Source organism: Arcticibacterium sp. GJ41-1 (genome assembly GCF_055808875.1).
Map to the genome: position 1 here is coordinate 4824128 of NZ_CM147888.1, position 25068 is coordinate 4849195.

The 25068-nt window shown below is 37.4% G+C and carries 19 protein-coding genes; 9 read left to right on the plus strand and 10 right to left on the minus strand.

Features of this window, described 5'->3' with window-relative positions; all coding sequences use genetic code 11:
- Positions 1-135 precede the first annotated feature (135 nt).
- From AC0L6O_RS19965 to AC0L6O_RS19975, 3 genes are all read left to right on the plus strand, one after another.
- Positions 136-1596, plus strand: coding sequence for a S41 family peptidase (locus AC0L6O_RS19965; RefSeq protein WP_473304882.1), 1461 nt, complete (start codon positions 136-138; stop codon positions 1594-1596).
- A gap of 180 nt (positions 1597-1776) precedes the next feature.
- A complete protein-coding gene (locus tag AC0L6O_RS19970) occupies positions 1777-2844 on the plus strand; it encodes a branched-chain amino acid aminotransferase (protein WP_473304884.1) in 1068 nt (355 codons plus the stop codon).
- A gap of 262 nt (positions 2845-3106) precedes the next feature.
- Entirely contained in the window at positions 3107-3898 is a 792-nt protein-coding gene (locus AC0L6O_RS19975; RefSeq protein ID WP_473304886.1) for a hypothetical protein, read from the plus strand.
- 11 nt (positions 3899-3909) lie between these two features.
- On the opposite strand, the gene AC0L6O_RS19980 is transcribed toward AC0L6O_RS19975, so the two are convergent.
- Entirely contained in the window at positions 3910-4980 is a 1071-nt protein-coding gene (locus AC0L6O_RS19980; RefSeq protein ID WP_473304888.1) for a BamA/TamA family outer membrane protein, read from the minus strand.
- Positions 4981-5196: 216 nt separating this feature from the next.
- Here AC0L6O_RS19980 and recJ point away from each other — a divergent pair, with 216 nt between their 5' ends.
- The 3 genes from recJ to AC0L6O_RS19995 all read left to right on the plus strand — a co-directional run bounded on the left by recJ (position 5197) and on the right by AC0L6O_RS19995 (position 10098).
- A complete protein-coding gene (recJ, locus tag AC0L6O_RS19985; protein ID WP_473304889.1) occupies positions 5197-6921 on the plus strand; it encodes a single-stranded-DNA-specific exonuclease RecJ in 1725 nt (574 codons plus the stop codon).
- A gap of 139 nt (positions 6922-7060) precedes the next feature.
- Positions 7061-7798, plus strand: coding sequence for an LPS export ABC transporter ATP-binding protein (gene lptB, locus AC0L6O_RS19990; protein ID WP_473304891.1), 738 nt, complete (start codon positions 7061-7063; stop codon positions 7796-7798).
- 68 nt (positions 7799-7866) lie between these two features.
- Positions 7867-10098: an APC family permease gene (locus tag AC0L6O_RS19995; protein ID WP_473304893.1), complete on the plus strand. Its 2232-nt coding sequence runs from the start codon at positions 7867-7869 to the stop codon at positions 10096-10098.
- 1 nt (position 10099) lies between these two features.
- Here the strand turns inward: AC0L6O_RS19995 and AC0L6O_RS20000 are convergent, their stop codons facing one another.
- The 6 genes from AC0L6O_RS20000 to AC0L6O_RS20025 form a co-directional block, all read right to left on the minus strand.
- Positions 10100-12514: a TonB-dependent receptor domain-containing protein gene (locus AC0L6O_RS20000; protein ID WP_473304895.1), complete on the minus strand. Its 2415-nt coding sequence runs from the start codon at positions 12512-12514 to the stop codon at positions 10100-10102.
- Between the two features lie 61 nt (positions 12515-12575).
- The gene (locus AC0L6O_RS20005; protein ID WP_473304896.1) at positions 12576-13922 is read right to left on the minus strand and encodes an HTTM domain-containing protein; all 1347 of its coding nucleotides are present in this window, start codon (positions 13920-13922) and stop codon (positions 12576-12578) included.
- Positions 13923-15311, minus strand: a complete 1389-nt coding sequence (locus AC0L6O_RS20010) for a di-heme oxidoreductase family protein (protein WP_473304898.1) — start codon at positions 15309-15311, stop codon at positions 13923-13925. It lies immediately after the preceding gene.
- Between the two features lie 65 nt (positions 15312-15376).
- The gene (locus tag AC0L6O_RS20015) at positions 15377-16528 is read right to left on the minus strand and encodes an imelysin family protein (protein WP_473304900.1); all 1152 of its coding nucleotides are present in this window, start codon (positions 16526-16528) and stop codon (positions 15377-15379) included.
- 33 nt (positions 16529-16561) lie between these two features.
- A complete protein-coding gene (locus AC0L6O_RS20020) occupies positions 16562-17608 on the minus strand; it encodes an imelysin family protein (protein ID WP_473304902.1) in 1047 nt (348 codons plus the stop codon).
- A 431-nt stretch (positions 17609-18039) separates the two neighbouring features.
- The gene (locus tag AC0L6O_RS20025; protein ID WP_473304904.1) at positions 18040-18543 is read right to left on the minus strand and encodes a ferritin; all 504 of its coding nucleotides are present in this window, start codon (positions 18541-18543) and stop codon (positions 18040-18042) included.
- Between the two features lie 314 nt (positions 18544-18857).
- Between AC0L6O_RS20025 and AC0L6O_RS20030 the strand changes: the two genes are divergently transcribed.
- Positions 18858-19178: a hypothetical protein gene (locus AC0L6O_RS20030; RefSeq protein WP_473304906.1), complete on the plus strand. Its 321-nt coding sequence runs from the start codon at positions 18858-18860 to the stop codon at positions 19176-19178.
- Here the strand turns inward: AC0L6O_RS20030 and AC0L6O_RS20035 are convergent.
- Positions 19170-20741, minus strand: a complete 1572-nt coding sequence (locus AC0L6O_RS20035) for a capsule assembly Wzi family protein (RefSeq protein WP_473304907.1) — start codon at positions 20739-20741, stop codon at positions 19170-19172. The genes AC0L6O_RS20030 and AC0L6O_RS20035 overlap by 9 nt on opposite strands.
- Before the next feature lie 235 nt (positions 20742-20976).
- On the opposite strand from AC0L6O_RS20035, the gene AC0L6O_RS20040 reads away from it, so the two are divergent.
- Complete coding sequence (locus tag AC0L6O_RS20040; protein ID WP_473304909.1) at positions 20977-22206, plus strand: 4-hydroxy-3-methylbut-2-enyl diphosphate reductase; 1230 nt, start codon at positions 20977-20979, stop codon at positions 22204-22206.
- A gap of 108 nt (positions 22207-22314) precedes the next feature.
- Positions 22315-22509 (plus strand): hypothetical protein, encoded by a 195-nt coding sequence (locus tag AC0L6O_RS20045; protein WP_473304910.1) that lies wholly within the window; start codon positions 22315-22317, stop codon positions 22507-22509.
- A 50-nt stretch (positions 22510-22559) separates the two neighbouring features.
- Here AC0L6O_RS20045 and AC0L6O_RS20050 read toward each other — a convergent pair whose 3' ends face one another.
- Together AC0L6O_RS20050 and AC0L6O_RS20055 are read right to left on the minus strand one after the other, a co-directional pair.
- Positions 22560-23897 carry a dihydroorotase gene (locus tag AC0L6O_RS20050; protein ID WP_473304911.1) on the minus strand — a complete coding sequence of 446 codons (1338 nt, stop codon included), beginning with the start codon at positions 23895-23897 and terminating at the stop codon, positions 22560-22562.
- Position 23898: 1 nt separating this feature from the next.
- Positions 23899-25014 carry a tetratricopeptide repeat protein gene (locus AC0L6O_RS20055; protein WP_473304913.1) on the minus strand — a complete coding sequence of 372 codons (1116 nt, stop codon included), beginning with the start codon at positions 25012-25014 and terminating at the stop codon, positions 23899-23901.
- Positions 25015-25068: the final 54 nt, after the last annotated feature.

Genomic DNA, 25068 nt, shown 5'->3' on the forward strand with positions numbered 1-25068 from the left:
TTGAAAATGAAGATTTCCAAGCCAAGAACAATACGAAACTCATTATTTTCCGTAATTCTACCTAAAAGTCCACGTCCATCCTTTTCCTTATGATTTTACGTATTAAATTACGAGACTTTTCGTTTTAAATACCATATGAATAAAAAGCTATATATACTCCCGATAATTTGCTTATTGCTGAATACAGCATGTGAAGAAAAAAATCCCGAGCCCATTGATGAGACAGACCCAATAGAGGAGCCAAAAGAGGAAAATCCAATCCTGGCTAACTCGCCAGTCAACAATTGGATCTACAATAGTATGAAGAGCTATTACTATTGGGAAAAAGAGATGGTGGACCAAAGCGAAACCGACCTTGCTATTGAGCCTGATGAGTATTTTAAATCTCTACTGTTTGAACAAGGGGAGACTGACCGATTCTCTGTTATGTACGCTAGTGCAGATGCTCTCACTAATTCATTGAACGGATTGAATAGCATTTTTGGCTTTAGCTATAAACCATTTTACGCCGACGTTGCTAGAACTAGAATTACCTTTGCCATAACCAACTCCTTAAAAAACAGTGCGGCAGAGAGATTAGAAATTAAAAGAGGAGACTTCATAACCAAAGTAAATGGTGAAACTCTTACGGTAGATAATTACGGCACTATCCTGAAAGATTTAGAAACCGCTACACTAACCATGGGTGTTTATGTTGGTCAAGAGGTGGTTGATTCTAAAAAAACAGTAGAAATAACAAAGGAACTTACACAAACTAAGGCTGTACAACATTATGAAGTCATAAACCTTAGTGGAAAGAAAATAGGATACTTTGCCTACAATCAATTCTTAACATCAAGCGATAAAGATGTCAACCAAGCTTTTGGGGAGTTTAAAAGCCAAGGCATAGATGAACTAGTCGTAGACTTTAGGTATAACCCTGGAGGATATATTTCTTCTGGCGAGATTATAAGCTCATTAATAGTGAAAGATGTAAACACCTCAAACTTAATGACACGCCAAGTTTGGAATGATGAACAAATGGCCAGTAAACCAGCGAGCTCTTTTGAAACCTATTTTTCAACTTCAAATAGCAGTGCTGGCGGCACTCTAAATACCCTAGAAACATTGGACCGGGTATACTTTTTGGTTTCAAACGGTACGGCCTCCGCCAGTGAAATGGTTATCAATAACCTGAAACCTTACATGGAGGTTATTCTTGTAGGTGAGCACACTTACGGAAAGAACGTAGGCTCCATAACTATAAGAGATACGCAAGAGCCCAAAAGATGGGAATGGGGAATGCAGCCAATAGTTTTAAAAACATTTAATGCTGCTGGAGAATCTGATTATGGAACTAAAGAAGGTTTCCCTGTTGATATCGAAGTGCAGGATGCCGTACTCCCATATAAAGCCTTCGGAGACCCTGATGAAACACTTTTATACGCAGCATTATCTGATATCTTAGGCAGCGACACTATGGCTAGAATTAGAAGCAAAGCAAAAAAGACACCTACCGGAACTTTCCATGCAGTAAGCCCAGAGGCAACTTATGGTAATGAAGTTTTGGATAGAAAGGAAATGTGGCTAACCGAATTCCCTTGGAAAATTAAGTAAGCTGTTTTTAACATTTTTTTATCGTACTGACACCGTAAAAAAAGATTTTAGTTGTCAAGACAAGTATTTTTCTAGAAAAGGTTTGATACTCTAATTATTATTGTCAATAATTGTATCACCAAACCGAATCAAACAAATGGTTCGATGTTTGAATATTCATTTTTATAACATTTTTCAATTATGGTAGAAGAAGCCACGGCGTTTAAAATAACGCAAGTAAAAGAAAGTCGTATTAATCAGTTAGACCCAGAAAACATTGTTTTTGGTTCACTCTTTACTGACCACATGCTGGTCGCAGACTGTATTGATGGCGTCTGGCAAACACCAGAAATTTTACCATATGGCGACATTGCATATAATCCTGCTTTAGCTTCTCTTCATTACGGACAATCTATTTTTGAAGGTATGAAAGCTTTTAAAAATGTAGATGGTGATGTAGTCATGTTTAGACCAGAAGAAAACTTCAAAAGGTTCAACATATCTGCCGAAAGAATGTGCATGGCACAGGTGCCAGAAGGAATTTTCATGGAGGGCTTAAAAGAAATTTTAAAATTAGATGCTGCATGGGTTCCAGAAGGAGAGGATAACTCCTTATACCTTCGTCCTTTTATGTTTGCATCTGATGTATACTTAGGTGTTAGACCTTCATTTAATTACAGGTTTATGATTATCATGAGCCCTGCAGGAAAATATTACAGCACGCCACCTAAAGTAAAAATAGAAACAGAATACATTAGAGCTGCTACTGGTGGTGTGGGTTACGCAAAATGTGCAGGTAACTATGCCGCTTCTCTTTACCCAGCAAAATTAGCTCAAGAACAAGGATATACTCAACTATTATGGACTGACGCTCAAACACATACGAAGTTTGAGGAATCAGGAACCATGAACGTTTTCTTTGTAAAGGACGGTAAACTTTTAACGCCAAAAACAAGTACCACCATCCTAAAAGGTATTACGCGTGATTCCTTAATAAACATTGCCAGAGACTCAGGTTATGAAGTTTCAGAACAAGATGTTTACGTGAAAGATATAGTAGAAGGTATTAAAGATGGTTCTGTAACAGAAGTATTTGGAGCAGGTACTGCGGTGGTAGTTTCACCATTCTCTGGCGTAGGTTATGAAGGTGAGGATATCCCTCTACCAGCAATCACCGAAAAATCTATTTCTAGCATTTTAAAAGAAAAACTAGATGGTATTAGAAAAGGAAAACTAGAAGATACTCACGGATGGGTATATAAGGTTTAAGCTTTTATAAATATTTCAAAGAGCCTTCAAACTAAGTTTGAGGGCTCTTTTTGTTTTAAGGCTATCACCAAAACATTCTCAATCTGCTGATTTTAAAGCTAAATCCAAAAAAGCACTTCATCAAGACGCTAAACAGAAAACACCAATATTTAATAATTCCAAGTTGGAATATCCGTTTATCAAGGTTTTTCTAAACATTAACATTTAGGATTTAAATAATTCATTACCAGTACTTAAATTCAGAATATTAAAACAAAGCCTTATGGAAAAACAGAACGACTACCTTCCATGTGAAGGATACTTACAAAACCTTGAAGAAGTTGACAATAATGGAATCATCAGGTTTACCGACAAAAAATCATCGCTTCATTTCTTCGCTATTATTGAAAACCCGAATACTGTACTTTTTAGAAGCGAAGGCTACAAAGAAGTCAAGTCTAGGGATAACGGAATCAAATCAGTTTTAAAGAATATTAAAATTGAAAAAAGGTTTAAGGTAATTAAGGAAGACAAATACTACTTCTTAATTATTAAAGCAGGAAATCATCAGGAAGTAGCTCGCTCTTGCCCATTTAATAAAGCTTTAGAAGCGGAAGCCTTAAAAGCTAAAGTTTTATCATCAGGTACTACATCCACAGAAGTAAAAACGAAGGCTCCAAAGAAAGTAAAACCTCAAAGTTTTTTAGACGACAAAGAATACTTAGGTAGAATAAGAATCAAAGACGAAAACGGAGATAATACAGGCTATGTCAAGTTCAATCCGCCAAACGGACTTTACTACTATGCCGTTTATAATGATGACGATAGTCTTTATCTAAAATCACTGTCTTTTGAGAGCGAGGAAGCTAGAGACGCAAGCTTCAATGAAATGCTTAATGAGATTGCCGATGCAAATGCCTTTGAGGTAAAAAAAGAAGGTCAGGCCTATTTCACTATCTTAAAAGGAAAAGATGAAGCCGTTCTGGGTAAAAGTGCTCCATTCCACTCTTTTATTGACGCCTTTAAAACAACGCCGCAAGGATATCCAATTGCCATTACAGATGGTATTTTCTAAGAATTCATTTCTTAAAATGCTTCGCCAATGGTAGCGTAAAAATTGCCGTCTCCATAAGGAGATAGGCCGTAATCTAATCTTAAGTTCAGGTGTTTCTTTGTAGAGATTCTTAAACCTGCTCCGTACGTGTATTTGGGTAAATTAAGACGCAAAACAGTATCGCTATCTCCCAAAAAGCCCATGGAGCCAAATCCAGCTAGACCTATAAACTTCCAAACCTCCCAGCGAAGTTCTGCTTGAAGTAAAGCGGTATTCTTATCTCTGAAAAATCCTTGATAAATACCTCTCATTTTCTTTGGACCCCCTAACTGAGCCAGCTGGCTAAAAGGAACATTATCGCCAAATGTGAAAACAGTATAATAATTAGAAGCCAGTACCAGCTTTTTTGAAAGCGACTTATATAATGATAAGTCAAGCGTAGCTTGGGTAAACTCTTGGTCTGCCCCAAAAAATTTGGTAGACGGCAATATGCTAAATTCACCGAACATCCCTTTTCTTGGGTAAAAAACTGCATCTCTAGTATCTCGCATCACTGCAGGGCCTATGGCAGAAGTTCTGCTATAATCGCTTCCACTAATCTGACCCAAGCTTAATTCACCATTTTCTTGCGTTCCCGTAACCTTATATTCTTCATAATTAATTCTAGCCCCTACATAAAGATTGGGCTTTAACTCTTTACCAAGTAAAAGTTTGACTCGTGGAAACTTGACATCATATTTTTCTTGAGGTACGGCATTTTCACCAATACCGTAATAGAAGAAATTATACTTAAACCAACCTATGTCAGCATTGGCATAGTACTTATTATTATCAAAGAAAACTTGAAAAGGCAGAAAGGCTAAAACTTGCTTATTTTGAGTGTACGTCAAACCCACAGAAGCCTGAGAGGGTTTTGCCCATGTACTGTCTTTAGCCCATGACCAACTAGCTGTTCCGGCTACTCCCCCACCCCATCCAGTTTCTGGAAATCGGAATACCACGGGAAGTGCCAAAATTGATTTATCTCTAAGAATAGGAGTTTTTTCTTGGGCAAAAAGCGATGTACCCAGCATCATAAAGAAGAAAGTGATCAAGTATTTCATTGTACCAACTACGTAATTAAAAGAAAAGTAGATGCACAAAAAAATGGACGTCTTTAAGACGCCCACCTCATTGTTTTGACAAACTTAACCAATTACCTTCCGCTTCATGACTTAAAAGCAATTCGTTAGATACCTAGTCCTCAGAGACTAGATACTTTCCATTTTCTATCTAAATTCAATTCAAATTCTATGCCATACTTTTTCTAATTTTGTGCCATGACCGAAAAAAGATGGCAGCCCCTGCCTGACCCACAATCTCCCGAAGAAAACAGTATTATTTCTTCATTAGAAGCCGCATTAGGTATCGATAAAGAATTATCTACGCTTCTCTGGCAAAGGGGAGTAAACAACTTTGACGAAGCTAAGTTTTTCTTTAGACCAAGCCTTGACAATTTACATGACCCTTTCTTAATGAAAGACATGGATATAGCCGTCAATCGGCTTATAAAGGCTATTGATGATAAAGAGAAAATTGTCATTTATGGTGATTATGATGTGGACGGAACCACGGCCGTGGCTTTAGTTTATGGTTTTCTGAGCGAATTTTATGACAATATAGAATACTATAACCCCGACCGATATAAAGAAGGTTATGGTATTTCAGACGCAGGAATAGAATGGGCGGAATCTATCAATGCTACACTTATTATAGCTTTAGATTGCGGTATAAAATCAATTGACAAAGTAGACTACGCCGCCGAAAAAGGCATTGACTTTATAATTTGCGATCACCATGAGCCTGGCGAAGAGCTTCCTAAGGCCGTAGCAGTACTTGACCCAAAAAGGAAAGACTGCCCATACCCTTTCAAAGAGCTCACAGGAAATGGCGTAGGCTTTAAATTATTGACGGCATACTGCCTCAAAAAAGACATTGACCTAGACAGGTTATACGCATACCTAGACTTTGCAATGGTAAGTATAGCTTCCGACATAGTGCCTATAATTGGGGAAAACAGAATCTTGGCTTATTATGGCCTAAAAAAGATTAACGACAATCCAAGGATAGGCCTAAAAGCCCTTAAAGAAGTAGCTGCGTCAAAAGGTGAAATGAACATTGAAAATGTGGTTTTCACTATTGGGCCTAGAATAAATGCCGCAGGTAGAATAAAACACGCCAAAGCTGCCGTTCAACTTTTATTAGCTTCTGATTATGGCGAAGCACTGGAGTTTGCATACGCTATTCAAGAGCATAACGTAGAACGAAGAACACATGACTCTAGAATTACCGAAGAGGCATTAAGTATTATCAAAGATGATGATTGGTTACTGAATGAAGCCAAAAGTACCGTTCTCTTTAGGCCAGATTGGCATAAAGGGGTGATTGGCATAGTAGCATCTAGGTGCATAGAACATTTCTATAGACCTACGGTTATTTTCACAAAAACCAAAGACGGCATGGCCGCGGGTTCTGCTCGCTCAGTTTCAGGCTTTAACCTGTACAATGCTATTGAAAGTTGCTCACCGCTTTTAGAACAATTTGGTGGGCACATGCACGCCGCAGGAATGACCATACCCATTAATAATATTCCTGCTTTTAGAGAAAAATTTAATGAGGTAGTTTCTGAACACATTACTGAAGAACAGCTCGTAGCTCAAATAAATATTGACCTCAAAATAAAACTTGAAAACCTGAGTCGTAAATTTTATAGAGTCATGAAACAGATGGGACCTTTTGGACCCAAAAACATGCACCCTATTTTTCAAACCGATAATTTAAAACTAGCTGCTGAGCCAAGAATTTTAAAAGAGAAACACCTAAAACTAGAGCTAGTAGAACCCGAAACCGGAACTACCATGACAGCTCTGGGTTTTGGTATGAGAGAAGCTTTTTATGACAAACTAAAAAAGTGCGATAGTTTCAAAATTGTATATACTTTAGAAGAAAACACCTTCCGAGACCAAAGCACGCTACAATTGTTTTTGAAAGACATAAAATTTTGACGACCTGTATTGATTAAATAAATAGGGTTTATCTTTGAACAAATAGCGTAAGCAATTGTTCTTCTGTTTACAGAACAATAAACAGAGCTTTTTGCCATTCTATTTGAAATATAAAGTCCTTTAGAGCTCATAAGAATAAATGATACTTAGAACAGAAAATCTTATTAAAAAATATGGCCAGCGAATGGTCAATAACGAGGTTAGCTATCAGGTGGAGCAAGGCGAGATAGTTGGTTTACTAGGACCAAATGGTGCCGGAAAAACAACATCGTTTTACATGGCGGTAGGTTTAGTTAAGCCCAACTCTGGGAAAATTTGGCTAGGCGAACAAGACATCACGCATTTACCGATGTATAAAAGAGCCAAACTTGGCTTGGGGTATTTGGCACAAGAGCCGTCGGTCTTTAGAGATTTGACAGTTTATGAAAACATATATGGCGTATTAGAATTGGCCGTACCAGGCCTAAGCAAGGCGGAAAAGAAAGAGAAAACGGAAGAATTGCTAGAAGAGTTCTCTTTAGAGCATGTTAGAAAAAGCAAAGGAATCGTACTCTCTGGTGGAGAACGAAGAAGATGTGAAATAGCTCGTGCTTTAGCTGTAGACCCTAAATTCATATTATTAGATGAACCTTTTGCTGGGGTTGACCCCATTGCTGTAGAGGAAATTCAGACTATTGTAGCGAAGCTAAAACATAGAAACATAGGTATTTTAATAACCGACCATAACGTAAACGAAACCCTTTCCATAACCGATAGAGCCTACTTACTTTTTGAAGGAAAAATCCTGAAACACGGCACTGCAGAAGAGCTAGCAGCCGACGAAATGGTAAGACGCGTTTACTTAGGAAAACATTTTGAGTTAAAAAGGAAAGTCTGAGATTCTAATCTGCTTTTAGTTTCTACCAAGTATTTCCTTACATTTGAAGGCTCAGCATTAAGCTATATATGACCGAGAATCAAAACAAATTTGGGACTGCTCCCGTTTTTTTTACTGCCATTTCCACCATTTTAGGTGCCATTCTTTTCTTAAGATTCGGTTACTCGGTTGGTACTGTGGGCTTAGGGGGTACTTTAATTATTGTACTTATTGGTCATGCGGTAACCATACCTACGGCCATGGCTCTTTCTGAAATAGCTACTAATATCAAAGTTGAAGGTGGCGGAGCGTATTATATTATATCTCGTTCCTTTGGTTTGGTGATTGGTTCCACCATTGGTGTAGCCCTTTATTTGTCACAAGCCATTAGTGTGGCCTTTTATATTATCGCATTTACAGAAGCCTTTAGTCCTGTTTTTGACTGGCTTTTTGACAATTATATATTTATGCCGTGGGCAGATTGGCTTTTACATCAAAGTCAAACTTTAGCCATTCCTGCCTTATTTGCCCTAACTTCCATCGTACTTACTAAAGGAGCCAAACTAGGAATTCAGACACTTTACTGGGTCGTAGCTATATTAACGGTAGCCCTCATTGCTTTTTTTATGGGTAAACCAATAGAGGTAGACCCATTAGCAACCCCACCACCTCCTATTCCTGAGGTTTCCATTTTTACAGTTTTTGCTATTATTTTCCCTGCCTTTACGGGTATTATTTCTGGTGTAGGTTTATCTGGAGATTTAAAAGACCCAGGAAAATCAATTCCAATGGGAACCTTAGCCGCCACCTTTTTCGGAATGACCATTTACATTCTAATTGCTCTCAAACTATACAATTCTGCCCCACTTCCTATGCTGGCAGATACCTCTAGACTGGTGATGGCAGATATTGCCATTCAGGGTTGGTGGTTAATTCCTTTAGGATTGGCAGCCGCCACCATATCTTCCGCCATTGGGTCAATACTCGTGGCACCTAGAACATTACAAGCCATGGCAAAGGATAGGGTATTTCCTGGCCCTGCGGTAAACACATGGTTAGCTCAAGGAAAAGGCAAAGGAGACGACCCTTATAATGCGTCTATAGTTACTGGAACCATTGCTCTCTTCTTTATCCTTTTGGGTAAACTAGATGCTGTAGCAGAGGTTATTTCCATGTTTTTCATGGTTACTTATGGTTCGCTTTGCCTTATTTCTTTCATGCAGCATTTTGCGGGCGACCCATCTTACAGACCACGATTTAAGTCAAAATGGTACATCAGCTTATTTGGAGCTGTGGCATGTTTTGGACTCATGTTCTTTATGAACTCGGGCTATGCATTTATCTCCATGTTCTTCATGCTCGCCTTGTATTTTACGCTAAATTATTTCACAACAGATAAGAAGAACATTGCCGTAATTTTCCAAGGGGTGATGTATCAAATCAGTAGAAAAATTCACGTTTTCTTGCAAAAATCTGACAAGGAAGATAATACCAGCTGGCGACCTTCAGCAGTATTTTTAAGTCCGCATACTTTCCAACGCTTAGATGCTTTTAATCTTACCCGATGGATTTCTCATAAATACGGTTTTGGAACATACATTCACCATATAGACGGTTACTTATCAAAACAGGCAAATCAAGATGCCAAATTGATGAAAAACCGTATTATAAAAATGGCTCAAGCCACCAAAAGTGAGGTTTATATAGACACACTTATCAATCAAAACTTAGAGGGTTCTATATCTCAAGTGGTGCAGTTACCAAGTATTTCTGGCACAGAAAACAACATGCTGCTGTTTGACCATGCTAGAAATAACCCTTCGGAGATTCAAACCATTGTTGACAATTTTAAGCTTATTCAGGCCGCTAATTTTGATATTGGTATTCTTTCTACTTCTGAGCGTCAGTTTGGTCTCATGAAAGAAATACATATCTGGATTACCAGTTCGGATTATGAAAATGCCAACCTAATGATTTTGATGGCCTACGTAATTTCCGCTCACCCAGACTGGAAAAACGGTATCATTAAAGTATTCTATGTTTTCCCTAAAGCTACCATTCAGCAAGAAAAAGAAAAGATAGCCGAAATGATTTCTTCGGGTCAATTACCTATTTCGTCTAAGAATATTGAGTTTATTGACAGAGATGAGGGCGTGGCTTTAAATAGCATTATCATGCAAAACTCACCTGATGCTGATTTACTTATCCTAGGTTTCTTAAGTGAAGCTTTAAAGCGGTTTGGGACAGGAGTTTTTGAAGGGTATGGCGACTTATGTAATATTCTTTTTGTGAATACTGAAGAAGGCAAACAGATTAAGTAAGTTAGATTCTTACTCCCAAGGTTACATAAAAACCTCTGCCATCAGATGGAATAATACCCGGGCCAGGATATGCTTCTGCCCTTCTGGTAAAGTACATTTGGTTCAGTAGATTATTGACAGAGCCTTCTAGCTTTAACATCTTCCACGAATAGGCTGCTGATAAATCTACCACCTGATAAGCTGGAATGATACCCTCTACTGCTGTGGCAGTTCTTATGGCATTGGTAGCGTCTGTAAAGTGTTCGCCTACATGTGAAAACTGGATGGAACTGCTGAAAGCATTGTCTCGATAGGTTATCCCTGTCCTGACCATTACTGGTGGCACCATTTCCACTTTTTTGCCTTTGATGCTTGCTTCCTCCGTGTTGATATATTTAGCGTCAATCACGGCTCCATTCACATAAACCGAAAGTGATTTGGCATTTGAAGGGTTTAAAGCTTTCAAAATATCATATTCCAAAAATGCTTCCAGACCTATATTTCTAGCATCTGCCACATTGGTTCTTAATCGGTAATCTAGATATAATGGCGGCTGGTCGGCTTTTAATATTTGACCTATTCTGCCTTTATAAGCGATATAAAACAAACTTAAATCATATGAGAACGAAGTGTTCTTTTTTCCTCTAAAACCTAAGTCAGCCGTAAAGCCATTTTCGTCTTGTAAATCTGGGTCCACAGCAAAGTTTGGATTCACAATCCTTAAATCCGTAAAGTTAATGGCTCGGTAGTTTTGAGAAACATTGACATAAACTTCTAAATCTTCGCTTTGTCTGAAAGAAGCTCCTAATCCTAAAATCACAAAAGAACGCTTTCTTGACAAATCATCTTCTGTTTTTACATCTGAAATAAGATTGCCGGCAAAGTCAAAAACTCGCTGTCTGTAATATCCTTCCGATTTAGTGTTTATATACTCAAACCTAACACCCGGCGTAATGCTTAGTTTTGGCGAGAGGTTAAATATATTCTCCATAAAAACAGAGAAGTTGGTATTTGGGAAACGGAAGTTAGAATTCTCTGGATTACCAGGATTCACAAAATTAAAATCAGCATCAGAATCGTCTGAACCATCACCCTGAATAGATTTGGTTACCCCTTTATAATACCTCGTTCCCAAAACAAAAGCACCGTATTCCTTTCCTAATTTGTAACGGGTCAATAATCTTGTTTCGTTACCAATATTATCAAACTTACCAGAAATAAGCGTTCTATTGCCACCCAAGTCGGCAACATTAATACGTTCCAAATTCCCAACAGAAGACCTGCCCGCATCTAATTTAAACGTTCTAGAGTTTAAACGGACTTTCTCATTGACCTTCCAGTCAAAAGTTAGTGAAGTCAAATTCCAGTCAACATCAAACCAGTTTCTATCTCTAAAAGATTGCCTAGCGTTTTGGTCAAACAAAGCGTCTGTTAGGCCACCTGGCTGCTGTGCGGTATAATTACTAAACGTATGATTAAACTCGGCACTAAAATTCTCTGTGAAATTATAAGTCAAATCCACATAGATATTGTCCTGAGAAAAGCCGCCGTTTGGTCGCCAACCATCGCCTTGCTTATGCTGGTAAAAGGTATAATAATTAAGCTTACCTACGGTACCGCCAATGCTGTTAAAAGAGCCGAAGAAATTCCAACTACCCAATGTTTGACGACTGTTCAATTCAATCTTCTTATCTTTTGGACCTTTCTTAAAAACAAAATTCAGCATACCGCCAAACTGCGTTCCATATTGTAAAGAAGACGCTCCTCTGATTATTTCAATTTTCTGTAAAGCTTCGGTAGCTGGTGTGTAATAACTCTCCGGATAGCCTAATGCATCTGCCGAGATATCATAACCGTTTTGACGCGTGTTAAAATTTGCCGTTCTGTTTGGGCTTAAGCCCCTTCCTCCTATTCCTAACTGCAGTCCTGCTCCATCACTTTCCCAAATATTAAGACCCGTTATTTTTGCATAAACCTGACGGGCATTATTGGTAGAAAGGTTGGCAGATATATCTTTCAAAAGAACTACCTCGCTCTTTTTACTTTCATAAATAGACGTTCCTTGAATAGATTTAAGATGTGTTCTACCAAAATCATTATCCGCTTTAGCTTTTACATTTACTGCCTCCAAATCTAAAGAGCTGTCCTTCATTTTGACAGAAATCTTATTTTCATCTCCACTGTGAGTTACGGTCAGTTTTGAAGAGATTTTACCTAAGATTTTGAAGTGTAATTCATATTGGCCGAAAGGCATATTTTCAAACACAAACTCACCTGTATTCGAAGTGAAAACCACGGTAGAATTGCCGGAAATACTAACTATAACATCAGAAAGTGGTTTCCCTGAAGTTTCATCAATTACGGTTCCGCTGAGGTTTCGCTGCTGAGCAAAAACCAATATTGGGAAAAAGAGTAAAAAAAACAGTAAGTGCCTCATAATTAAATCAAGGCTGCAAAGGTAAGTATTTAGACCTAGTCTAAATCATTTAGTATAGAAGTTATTCAGTCTCAACTAAAGGCAAAATCCAATCTTTTGTTTTCCACGAATCTTCAACCTTCATTAAATCCACCTCAGGATTAATTAGCAATTGACTTGGTCGAGCATTCAAGGTTACCCAAGATTTGACACGAACCTCGGGGTCAAATACGCCCTCTTTTTCATAATGTTTCCCTAAAAAATGAGCGTATTGCAATATCATATCTGGCTGAAAAGCCATTTGTTTCTCCTGATGAGCATTTAAAAACTCACTATTGTCCACTATTCCTTCTCTTCCAGTCCTTTTGTCTTTCACATAAAAAGTGGCTGTACCTGCCTTCTCCATGAGCATAACTCGCCAGCTAAACCGATAGCCTTCTTCCGTCCAAAACAAATTACCAGGATATGCCAAATACCTTAATGGAAGCAACATTTGAAATGAAACATATAATGCCAAAACCCCCATTATCAATGATTTTGATATTGACAAAGCAGACTTCATGGAGTTAGAATTATTGGCGATTAGCCTATCACCAAAGCTCCGAAACTTACGCTCATGCCAGTCGCTGGAAAAGAAAATAAGCGTGACACCAATCATAACCACTGGAAAAACTCCGATTTGAAATAGAATACCAACCACTGCATGGAACAAAACCACGGCTATATAAGAGAAAGGTCTTGTTCGTTTAAAAAGAAGAAAAAAGACAATAAATGTATCATAAAACATCCCTAGCCAACTAAAGGCGTAAGGTGCCCATTCATGACTGAAAATATTTCCTAAAATAGGCACAGTGTCATGGGCTGGAAGCCAGATTTTCATTGGAAGAGCCTTAAAAAGCCAGTCCTGATTTATTTTAGCTATTCCTGCAAAAAAGTAAACCACAAAAATCTGAAACTTGATTAAACCTATGTGCCAAAAAGCGGTTGTAGTTGAGGCTAGTTTTGGCCAAATTTTAACATCTAGGCTTACATTTTTATGAGCTGGAATGAATATCAAAAGCAGACTTACCAGGCTAATAAAATAGTAGTGATTTAGATAATAGGTTAAATCTATAAGCTCGGTGTAAGTAAACGTCAAAAACATCAAAATCGACGAAATACGATATAAAAAACCAAGCATTACCCCTAGAGCCGAGAATAGCATTATAGCGTGTAAAGTATACATCCAAAAAGGAGACAATAGCCTTACCCATTCAAAGCCATAATACTTAAACTGGAAATGTGTGTCAATAAAATGCTCTGGAATCCAGCCAAGGTAGATGAACCTAAGCGTGGAAATAAACATCAAAAAACCGAATATAATCCTGAAAGTAACCAATGGGTAAATTGGTACTTCTTTAAATAGAAAATGGGTCAAACGACCTAACATTTACAGGGTGTCTAAAAATTTCAGTAATCGGCTTCTGTCTTGAGCATTTAAATTAGTGAATTTTTCTTTAGACTTCTCTGCCTCACCGCCATGCCAAAGGATAGCCTCTTCTATGTTTCTAGCTCGGCCATCGTGCAAAAGGAAAGTATGACCGTTTACTGTTTGAAGCAAACCTATGCCCCATAAAGGTGGCGTCCGCCATTCATTACCATTGGCAAGAAAGTCAGGTCTACCATCTGCCAAATTAGCACCCATATCATGTAGCAATAAATCTGTATATGGTCTGATGGTTTGTTCTCTTAAAGCTGGTATTTCATGGCTAGTTCCAGTAACAAACTTAGGTGTATGGCAAGAACTGCATTCTAATTGAGAGAAAAGTAGCTTGCCTTTTAACACTTCTGGGTCTTCCGCGTTTCTTCTGGCAGGTACACTTAATGTTTGAAGGTAAAACACCACATCATTCAGGTTCTTATCCGAAATCTCTGGCTCCCCTCCGTTAATCACACCTTTTAAGTCTGTTTGAGCATCAGTCACATGGTCTTTCATAAAAACCGAACTGGTAATACCAATATCTCCATTAAAAGCCCCTGCGGTTTGTTGCAGTAAATTTGGTTGATTCGATTTCCATCCAAACTTACCAAGCTTTGTAGATTGACTCACATTATCAAAAACATAATTGGCCTTACCGCTTATTCCATCACCATCAGTATCTTGCTCATCTACTTTTGCCAAAATGTCAGCGTTTTCAATGGCCTCTAAAAGCCCAACTCCTACTAGTTGATTTCCTACACGTGGCGAAAAAAGAAAACCACTTTCTATGGCACCATAGCCCCATTCCGTAAATTCATAATTTGGTTTTCTTAAGGCATAAGAAGAACCATCAGTATATTTCCCACTTATCTCTGTATAAGTAACCGCTACTTTAGCTTCTGGTAGTTTGCCTAAAATGGCTTTGTCTTGAAGTTGGTCGCCGTAAGTGGTTTCAGGTGCCCCATTTGCTCCACTAAGTCTAAAAAGAAGACCGTTTAGGGGCTCTCCATAAGTAAGCGGCGGAATACCTCTTCCGTCTTTGGGGTGGCAGCCACCGCATGAGCGTGAATTAAAAACCGGTCCCAAACCGTCTCTTACAGAAGCTGAGGCAGGTGCAGTGGTCCAGTTTGACCTAAAAAAAGAATTACCAACCACAAAAGCATTCTCTTCTTCAAATTCGAGGTTTGGTGCAGCATGCCCAAAAGCATTCTCTCCAAAATCAAAAGTGGTTAAATTTCCACCGGAGTATTCTTCATTTTCTTCATACATTCCTTGAGGATCTAAATCATCCTTTGGGTCGCATTGTGTTAAGCATATCAATGCCGAAAAAAGTAGAGAAGTATATGAAAGTTTGGTCATCTTAAAACATTATAAGCAGGGACCGTTTAGCCCCTGCTCATTAATAAAGTTCAAAATTACTTATTTTAGTCTAATTCAGCATTTACCTGAATTCCTAGTTCTAAAGCCGCATCCACAATAGCGTCGCTCAGTTTTCTTAATGAAATAATAGAGCTTTCAATCTTACCATTTGGGTCACCAGCTCTTAAAGCAGAATCAAAAGGAGCAGGAATACCATCAATATTAGCAGCGGATTCGCTTAGTAAATCTAAAACCGCTTGATTTTTAGCTGAACTAGCATCACCTAATAAATCTGCAAGCGATGTTCCACTAGTTACTGTGCCGATAGAGCTTGTATAAGTTCCTTTGTAAACATTTTCAATTCCTTTGAAATTCATAGCAATGTCGGCTTTTGTGTTATCGCTAAAGCATGAGTGCTCATCTTCTTGGTCGCCGTTTTCTAATGCTACGGTCATACGTTCCCCAGCTAATTCGCCTTTACTTAATGCACCAATTCCTCTTAATACGTTTGCCAATGAAGTTTCGCCACCTGCTAAGAAAGCAGTAGTGTAAGTGGCTCCAGAGGCCCATGCATCTCTTACTTCTGTTAAGTTCTCAATTAACAATTCTGTTACCACACTTAAATAAGTGGCTCTTCTATCTGCATTAGCCGCAGTAGTGTAATCAGTAAAAGGTCTTGTTCCAGGGCCATTCTCATTAAAATCTTGTCCCCATAATAAAAACTCAATGGCGTGATAACCTGTACTCAAATTAGTTTCTCCACCATTCTCATTAGCATCCATAAGTGTTTGCTTGTCAAGTGTTGGAAAATTGGCAGGGTCGTTAATAATTCCGCTCTCCGTGTTTCCTTCTACATAGTCAATGTAGCTCTCATCTAAAGGCCAGCCGTTAATCAAGCCTTCTGGGCCATTTTCATTATCAATAGGTCCGCCATAAAACCTAAAAGCCTCTGTTTGACCATAAGGGTTTCTAGAGGCTATCCATGCATCTTTGGCTGCCTGTACTGTAGTTTCGCTTGGTCCTGCAATGAAAGCGTCAATAGCCGTTTGAAGCGTTTTTGCTGTTTGCAAAGCATCATCATAATTGGCATATACCAAAGCTGCGTATTGGTCTAAAACCTCTTGCTGCAAGTTTACGGCTGGTTCTGGTGTTTCCGAATCATCATCACAGGCAAAGGCTGCAAAAAGGATGAAGGTAGATAATATTAGTTTTTTCATTTTTACTTTAGTTTACGTTTTTTTGTCAATCAATCAATCTCCGTCTCCACTGCTAAAGGTTATCGCGATACCTAGCAATGACGACATCTCACTCTTAAAAAATCTTGTAAGTTTTTGTAATTCTGTATGGAGGCTTATCAAATTTTGATTTCCGTCTAAATTATTCGGTTCAAAATCAGCCTCACTGACATTAAGAAATGCTGTATCTACCTCCTTTATTTGAAGTTCGGTACTATTAACCAATGCCTCTCCGCCTTCTACAGTCAGTAAATAATTTTTAAAACCCAGCCCTGAGTTTCCATTCCAAAATGACTTTAAGGTTTGAAAGTGTGTCTTTAAGAAAGTTAAATTATTTGCAGAATATGGGCTTTCTACATTCCCCGGAAGGGCGGCCGTTTGCCCTGGCCTTAATCCTAAAGGCAAGCCGAGCTTAAAGTTTTTCAAAGCTTCAAAACTCTTTAGAAATTCATTATACATGGCAGAAGTTGAACTTCCTGCCGAAGTACCATCATTACTTACAAAAGAATCCCTATAGTCTGACCAGCCAGTATTTACCCCCGAAACTCTTTCGTTAATGTTACTGGCAATGGCCTTTGCCGCTTCCAGCCAATTGTCCGAACCTCGGGCACTTTCGTTATATAAAAGATATTCTAATGCTAAAAAGCCTCTTACATCTCTGGCTGCTGAAGACACCTGAAAGTTTCCAGAATTAATAGCGGTGTTTAATGCTTGTGTATTTATTGGAAATGTGGCCACCTCTTCTACCAAAGATTTGGTGAGAACTTGCTCTTCTGCTGGACCAAAATTGTATAAAGTTACTTTCAAGAAAGCATCATAAGCCACCATCCAATTTTGCTTAGCTGTACTCAAGTCAGAGGTCAAACTAAGGTCATTGATGGTGGTATTTAAAAGGGTGGTTTGTGTGGATAAAGTTTGAAAGCCGGGAATTATAAAGGAATCAGCATAATTTTCAAGAAATGCTTTTCGGTCAAATGTGTCAACCACTTCCGGGTCGGTGCTTTTGGAACAAGACAATAGAAAACCTAAAGAAAGGAGACCGATTGAGAATATATTTTTCAAAATTTTGAACAATTAAGGCCGCTTGCAAAGCAATTGCTTAATAATTAGACCAATTATAAATAAAGTTCAAATTTAGCAGTTCCCATTTCAGAGTCAAAGCTTATTAAGAACTAATTTAAATAATAATGGCGGAGTTAATACCGAATTAAATCTTCGGACATTTTTTGCAATGGCGACCTTTCTTCTTAAAGGCCTTGCAACACTTCTTCAAAACACAACACTCATTATCAAAAGGCATTGATATGAACGGGTTTTTCTGGTTCTCTGTAGATTCGTCAAAAACGTTAAGTATGTTCTTTTCCAATTCAGTTTTGCATTTAATTGCACAAATCTAATGAATTTATTTATACTAAGTCTAAATAAGGTTTAAATATTTTAGACATAAAAAAAGAGGAACCATTGGCTCCTCTAAATATCTAATAACGCTATTATTAAGCTTCTTCTACCAAAACTCGTTTAAGCAATTCGTCATTCAAAAGATATAGTGCAGATGAATTATCACCTATCATCTCTAGTTTTTTCAAAAGAGCCTTAACACTTGCCTCTTCTTCTACCTGCTCGGTAATAAACCACTGAAGGAAAGTATGCGTTGCAAAGTCTCCTTCATCTAAAGCTTGACGTACCAAACCATAAATACTTTTAGTAACTAGTTTCTCATGAGCCAATGTTTGTTCAAAACAATCAATTATTGATTTAAACTCACTGTCTGGAGCATCTACAGCACCAATAGTAATTTTACCATCTACTTCATGCACATAGTCAAATTGTTTTTCAGCGTGCTGCAACTCTTCCTTTGCTTGAATTCTGAAATAATTGGCAAAGCCGTCTAAGTCTCTATCCAAAAAGTAAGAACACATAGAAAGGTAAAGATGTGCAGAAAACACTTCTTTATTATATTGGTCATTGAGCATCTGCTCCATTTTTTCACTAATCATATGGTATTGTTTTATTTCGTTAACATAACGGCACAAGTGTACCTACTGTTCCGATGTATACAGATTTATAAGTGGTCTAAATAAATTAGATAGCTTAAAACGCAAATTCTAATATTCAATTGGTATTAGGTCGGGCTCGAAAAACTCTCCGCTTTTGAAAATTTACAACTGGAGTGTGCTTAAAAGTTTTACTTAGTTCAGCAAAACAAACATGTCCTTAAAACGCCAAAGGCCTTCCAAATGTTTCAAGCTTGAAAAATTATCATACTATTTTTCAATATATTTACAAAACAGAAAGCAGCCCCTCAAAAGCAATGAGAACATCGAAAATAATTCAAGTGGAAGTAAACTTTAGGCATGATCTAGTAGTCATTAAAGGCAGTCCCTCTACTTTCAATTACTTTTCTAACCTTACGTTGGCATTTGAATCAGTAAAAGAATCTTTATTAATTAACGGATGGGAACTAGATGGTTTTAACTACACTGCTATTTATCGAACCATGAAAGAACGTGGGAACTACGTAAAAGCTTTTAAAAGCAAAGGAGCTGCTTTTTTCAAAGTAACGATATCCACTAAAACACTCAACCCAAAGCTGAGCACTTTGGAAATCATGCGAAATCCTTATTTAGAGTAAAGGTTTTCTATTGGAAAGATTCCATCGCAATCCAAAATTAAAAAGCGAAGTCTTTTTATCATCCAATATTTGATATGACTCTAATCTGTTTTGATACGCTACGTCCAAAAAGAAGTTATGCCCTAGCATATAAGATGCTTCAAACCTTAACAAAGAGATGTCTTGTTCAACACCTTGCCCTATAAAGTTCCCATAATCATCTGGCCTGTCTTCTCTATAATTCCTTAAAATATCACCTCCCCAGTTTTCTTTTTCTATGTCTAGTCCTTTTATGGCTTTCATCCATGTTGCTTTAAGAAATAACTTAGGAATAGGCTGATAACGAGCCAATAATAGAAATTCTTTAAAATTAGCCCCTAAAGGGTGAGCTAGTGGCACATTATAATTAACAGCATTGGTATAAGTACTAAAATGACTGTACGTATAAGGTCTTGCATAGTTGTACTCAGCTTGAACATCAAACTGCTTCAAACCCAAAAAGTCTATATACTTTAATCCTAACTGACCAGCATGCTTCTCTCCGTACCAACCTTCCTCTTTGCTTTCAGCAGAGTTAAACTCGTCTAAAACAAACTGCCCATAAACAGAAAGTGATTTGGCCAGAATAAATTTAAAGTCGGCTCCTACAATAGCGTTATCTCTACTCCCTCGCAAGCCCTCTACAAATCTGTAAAAGATAACTGGATTCAAATAATTAAGGTCAAACGCTCTTTCTCCAAACATTACTGTTTCAAAAAGCCCTATATTCAATCTCTTAGTAACATTGACATTTAAATGGTGGAATGCCATATATTTCGTTGGGATTGCTTCCAGGGTAGCCACGCCTACATCCACCTGCGTATTATTCATACTCGCGATAAGTGTTTGATACTCTAACCTACCCATTTTCACATTAACCATTAGGTTAAGGTAAGGGGCACTAAAGTCACTCAAAATCATTGATCTAATTCCTGAACCAATAAAATTAGTAGAATGTCCAAAACGCAATTTTATATTCTTTGAAGGCTTAAAAACAAAGTATCCCATTGCCTGCATATAATCTCTGCCAAGCTTTATAGAATCCTGTTTTATTATTTTAGTAAAACCCGTGTAAGGAAACCCACCTGTTTGCCTTTGATAATCTTTAATATAAAAAGGTGTGGACGCCTGATTTTCTGTAAAGAAAGTATAGAAGCCTAACTTTTTATTGACCGTACCGTGAACACTTATACCTCTAGTGTTAATAAACTGACGTTCCGTCTCAATATCTCCTGAATTACTTCCTCCACCAAATTGAAATATAGGATTGACATGAATATTAAAATCCTCATTTTTTACACTAAAAAAATCAGCTTTATGCTTAAGAAAATGTTTCCAAAAAGGTTTCTTACCCTTTCCTATAGCTGTGTCTGCATTGTAAGCCCAACTATCCGAACGTAGGTAGTTTAAGTTTTCTTTGTCGATAAACGTTAAACTACTGTCTGAAAAGTTAAGAGAATCTAAATACTGAATAATGTCCTTCCTTTCAAAAGGCTTAACATTATCGTGAAAGGTATTTGCGAGCTTACCCGACTTGACCTCCAAGCGTTCTATTCTATGATAATAATCGTCGTCATAAGTTACGAACCCACTTTGTGCCTCGACAAAATGTGAAAGTAAGATTAGGAAGACCAGGGGTCTAAGTAAACTCAATATGCGTAAATGGGTAAATGAGCTCAAATTTAAAGAGAATTTTATGAAAGTCTCCTTTTCATAAATAGTACTTTTGTTATGAAAGTATAATTCATCAAAGATTTTCAAATATACTTTCCAAACCTTTATGAAGAAGTTTGATATACCAGAAATTTACAAAAGCACAATAATTGGCTCTATCAAAGAGCAGAGAAGAGTAAAAGACAAATTAAAAAAAGACTTCTCTCCTACTAAGCTCGATTTTGGGCCTATAGTGTTTTACATAGCACGCCACTTTGGTTTCTGTTATGGTGTAGAAAATGCTGTTGAAATAGCCTACCGTACCCTTAACGAAAATCCGGATAAACGAATCTTTCTTTTAAGTGAAATGATTCATAACCCAGACGTTAATAATGACCTACTATCTAGAGGTGTTCGCTTTTTGATGGACACCGAAGGAAATCAATTGGTTGATTGGGCTGAATTAACAACAGAAGACATTGTAATAGTCCCGGCTTTTGGAACTACCATTGAGATTCAGGAACAATTAAATAAAATTGGTATTAATCCTTATGCTTTTGACACCACTTGCCCTTTTGTGGAAAAAGTATGGAACAGGGCATCTCAAATTGGTGAAAGAGGCTATAGCGTGATTGTGCACGGAAAACCGAACCATGAAGAAACTAGAGCAACATTTTCTCATAGTAATGCCAAAACGCCAACTTTAGTTATAAAAGATATTAAAGAAGCGGAAAAATTAGCTGGTTATATCACGGGTGAGAAAAATTCAGAAGACTTCTATTCTGATTTTGCCAATCAGTACTCGGAAGGTTTTGACCCTAAAAAAGATCTTAAGAAAATTGGTGTAGTTAATCAAACCACCATGCTCGCTTCTGAGACACAGGAAATTTCAGAGTATTTAAAATCTGTTATTATTAAGCACTTTGACCTTTCTAACGAAAGTGAGAAAGAGCATTTTGCAAATACAAGAGATACCCTTTGCTATGCTACAAATGACAACCAAGATGCCACCTATTCGTTAATAGACCAAACCGCAGATTTAGCAATTGTAGTAGGAGGATATAACAGCTCAAACACCTCTCACCTGGTAGAGCTATGTGAGACAAAACATAAAACTTATTTTATTCAATCTGACAAGAGTCTTCTTTCTAAAACAGAAGTCTCTCACTTCGACCTTCACTCGAAAAAAGTTACATTATCGAAAGATTATTTCCCTGAAAAAGAAAAAGTAAAAATATTACTAACCTGTGGAGCATCCTGCCCAGATGCTGTAATGGAAGAAGTTTTAGTGCGTTTAGTCTCCTTTTTTGACAATACGGAGGATATTTCAAGCGTTATAAAGACGATGAATGTATAGCTATGACGAGATAAATCAATTTGATATTTTGCTCATTATAACGTATATTTATTGGACAGTTTATTAACTAATGTTGTAAGTAACCTAAAACCTTTAATCCTTATGTCAATGTTAGAATACATAAAAATGATATTGGAGAAGGTAAGTTTTGACAGCAAATTGTTTGAGAAAGAGTTAATGAAAGGAATGAAGCAACTTGTTCCAACAGAAGTAAATCTCTTAAAAGAATGGTGCTATGAAAAATATGGCAGCCTGTACAAAACCCTTCTGAATAAAATTTTTAGAAGATCCCAATTCATATAAAAAAAGCCCTTCGATGTAGAATGTTCTAATTCTTACCGAAGGGCTTTTTTTTATCTGTTAAAGCTAAGACGCTCTCCTTTTTTATCCTCATTGAACATGCCATTTTCATAAGCTAAATGCCCCGAAACTATGGTATGACTTACCGATGAGCCAAAGGTGTGTCCTTCAAAAGGAGACCAACCGCATTTATAATATAAACCTTCTTTAGTAACTAATGATGGCTTATCTGCATCAACTATGGCAATATCTGCCCAATAGCCTTCTCTTAAATATCCACGCTCTTTCACTTCAAAACAAACAGCAGGTGCATGACACATTTTCTCTACCACTCGCTCTATGGTAATTTTACCTTGAGCTCTAAAATCTAACATGGCTTGTAAACTATGCTGAACCAATGGCAGACCAGAAGGTGCTTCCCAATAACTCTTTTGCTTTTCTTCCCATTGGTGTGGAGCATGGTCTGTAGCTATAACATCAAACCTATCATCTAATAATGCCTGAAAAAGTTTCTCTCTATGATCATGCTTAATGGCAGGGTTGCATTTTATTTTTGTGCCTTTTTCTTTATAGTCTTCGGCATCAAACCAAAGGTGATGTATGCAAACCTCTGCAGTTATTTTTTTCTCAGCTAAAGGCAAGGTGTTATCAAACAAAGGAATTTCTTCAGAAGAAGAGATGTGAAGTATATGAAGCCTAGTCCCATACTTTTTAGCCAAATCAACCGCCATAGAAGAAGACTTGTAACAACCCTCCTCGTTTCTAATCAAAGCATGAATATCATAAGGTATCTCTTTGTTTTCATACTCCGCTTTAAACTTTTCAAAGTTATTTCTTACTGTTTGCTCATCTTCACAGTGTGTTGCTATTAATGAAGGAAAACTTGAGAATACTTTAGCCAGCGTGTTTTCATTATCTACCAACATATTACCCGTAGAACTTCCCATGAAAATTTTCAATCCGCAGATTGCCTTCAGGTCCGTTTTCATTACTTCCTCATAATTATCATTAGAGGCTCCCATATAGAAGGAGTAATTTGCCAACGAGGTTTTTTCAGCTATATCATACTTGTCTTGCAATAGCTCCTGCGTTAAAGCATTGGGAACGGTATTAGGCATTTCCATAAAACTGGTAGTGCCACCGGCCACTGCTGCCCTAGCCTCTGTGTAGATGTTTGCCTTTTGCGTTAAACCCGGCTCTCTAAAGTGAACTTGGTCGTCTATTACTCCAGGTAAAACATATTGACCACTGGCGTCAATAATTTTATAAGAATCGTCAGAAGAGATGCTATTCGCAATCTTATCAATCCTTCCGTTTTTGATTAAAATATCAGCTTCGAAGGTTTTCCCTTCATTAACTAATTTCCCGTTCTTTATTAAAATGTTCTCCATATTATAATCTCTTCAATTCTAGTTCCGCTTTTTTTATAATTCTTGAATATTCAGCTATACTCAAACATTGCTTAAAATACTCTTTTGCCTTTTTATCTTCTCCAATTTCCAAACCAATCTCACCTAAGCGGCAGAGAGCCATGCTCTTTAAGTCTGACGTTTCCACACCTTCTTTTTTTAGAGCAATAGCCTTTTGGAAAGAAACACTTGCTTTGTCAAAATCTCGCTTAAGAAAACTAATTTCTCCATTAAACACAAAAGTAGCGACTTCATAATCCGCTCCTTTGAAAACTTCCAATTTCTTCAGCTTCTGTGCGGATAACTCTAATTGACCATCTGCAAGTAAAGCCTCAATATACTTTAAAAGAAAATCTGGATTTTTGGGATACTTCCCATGCAAGTCTCTCATTATAGAAACAGCTTCTTTAGTGAAATTTTCATATTTCAGACAAATACCCGCCAAGAAGAAAGAGGCTTCCGTTCTAGAAAACAAACTTGACTTACTAGCCCGTCTTAAGTCCGCCAAACCTTGCGTTTTATTACCATCGGAAAAAAAGAAAATGATAGGCTTAATAGAAGGATGCGTTTCTGGATATTGGACTCTGTAATACCTGTAAAGTCCATTTGTGAAATAAAACTCACTATTTTCTTTCGCCAAACCATAACCTTCTTTTAAATAGGAGTAAGCTCTTTTTGCTTCTAATCCTGCTTTTAGGTAATCTTTGTTATAATGATATGCTCTACTAATATTGCCATGGGCTGCTAGCAAATAAAATGTAGCATCCGTTTTATATTTTCCAGCATCATATTGTTCATTGGCTAATTTAATGCACTTCTCTAGATTGCTTATATACTCTTTAAAATGTACAGCATTTTGCTCTATCAGGGCAAATTCATACTGCAGTAAAGTTGCCCTAATTAAAAAAGAAACCGGGTGCTCCTTATATTTCTGCAAAACCGGCTCAAATATTCTTTCAGCTTCTCTATACTCTAGGTTATAAAGTTTATTTAAACCATTCATAGTAATCTCTTTGCTAGCCGCATCATCAGAAAACTGAGCAAGGGTTTCTACAGAAATAGAAAAAACAAAAAGAATAAGAGCAAATATTTCCTTCACACTACTATATAATAAAATAGCCTTTTCAGTAAACTGAAAAGGCTATTAAAAAAG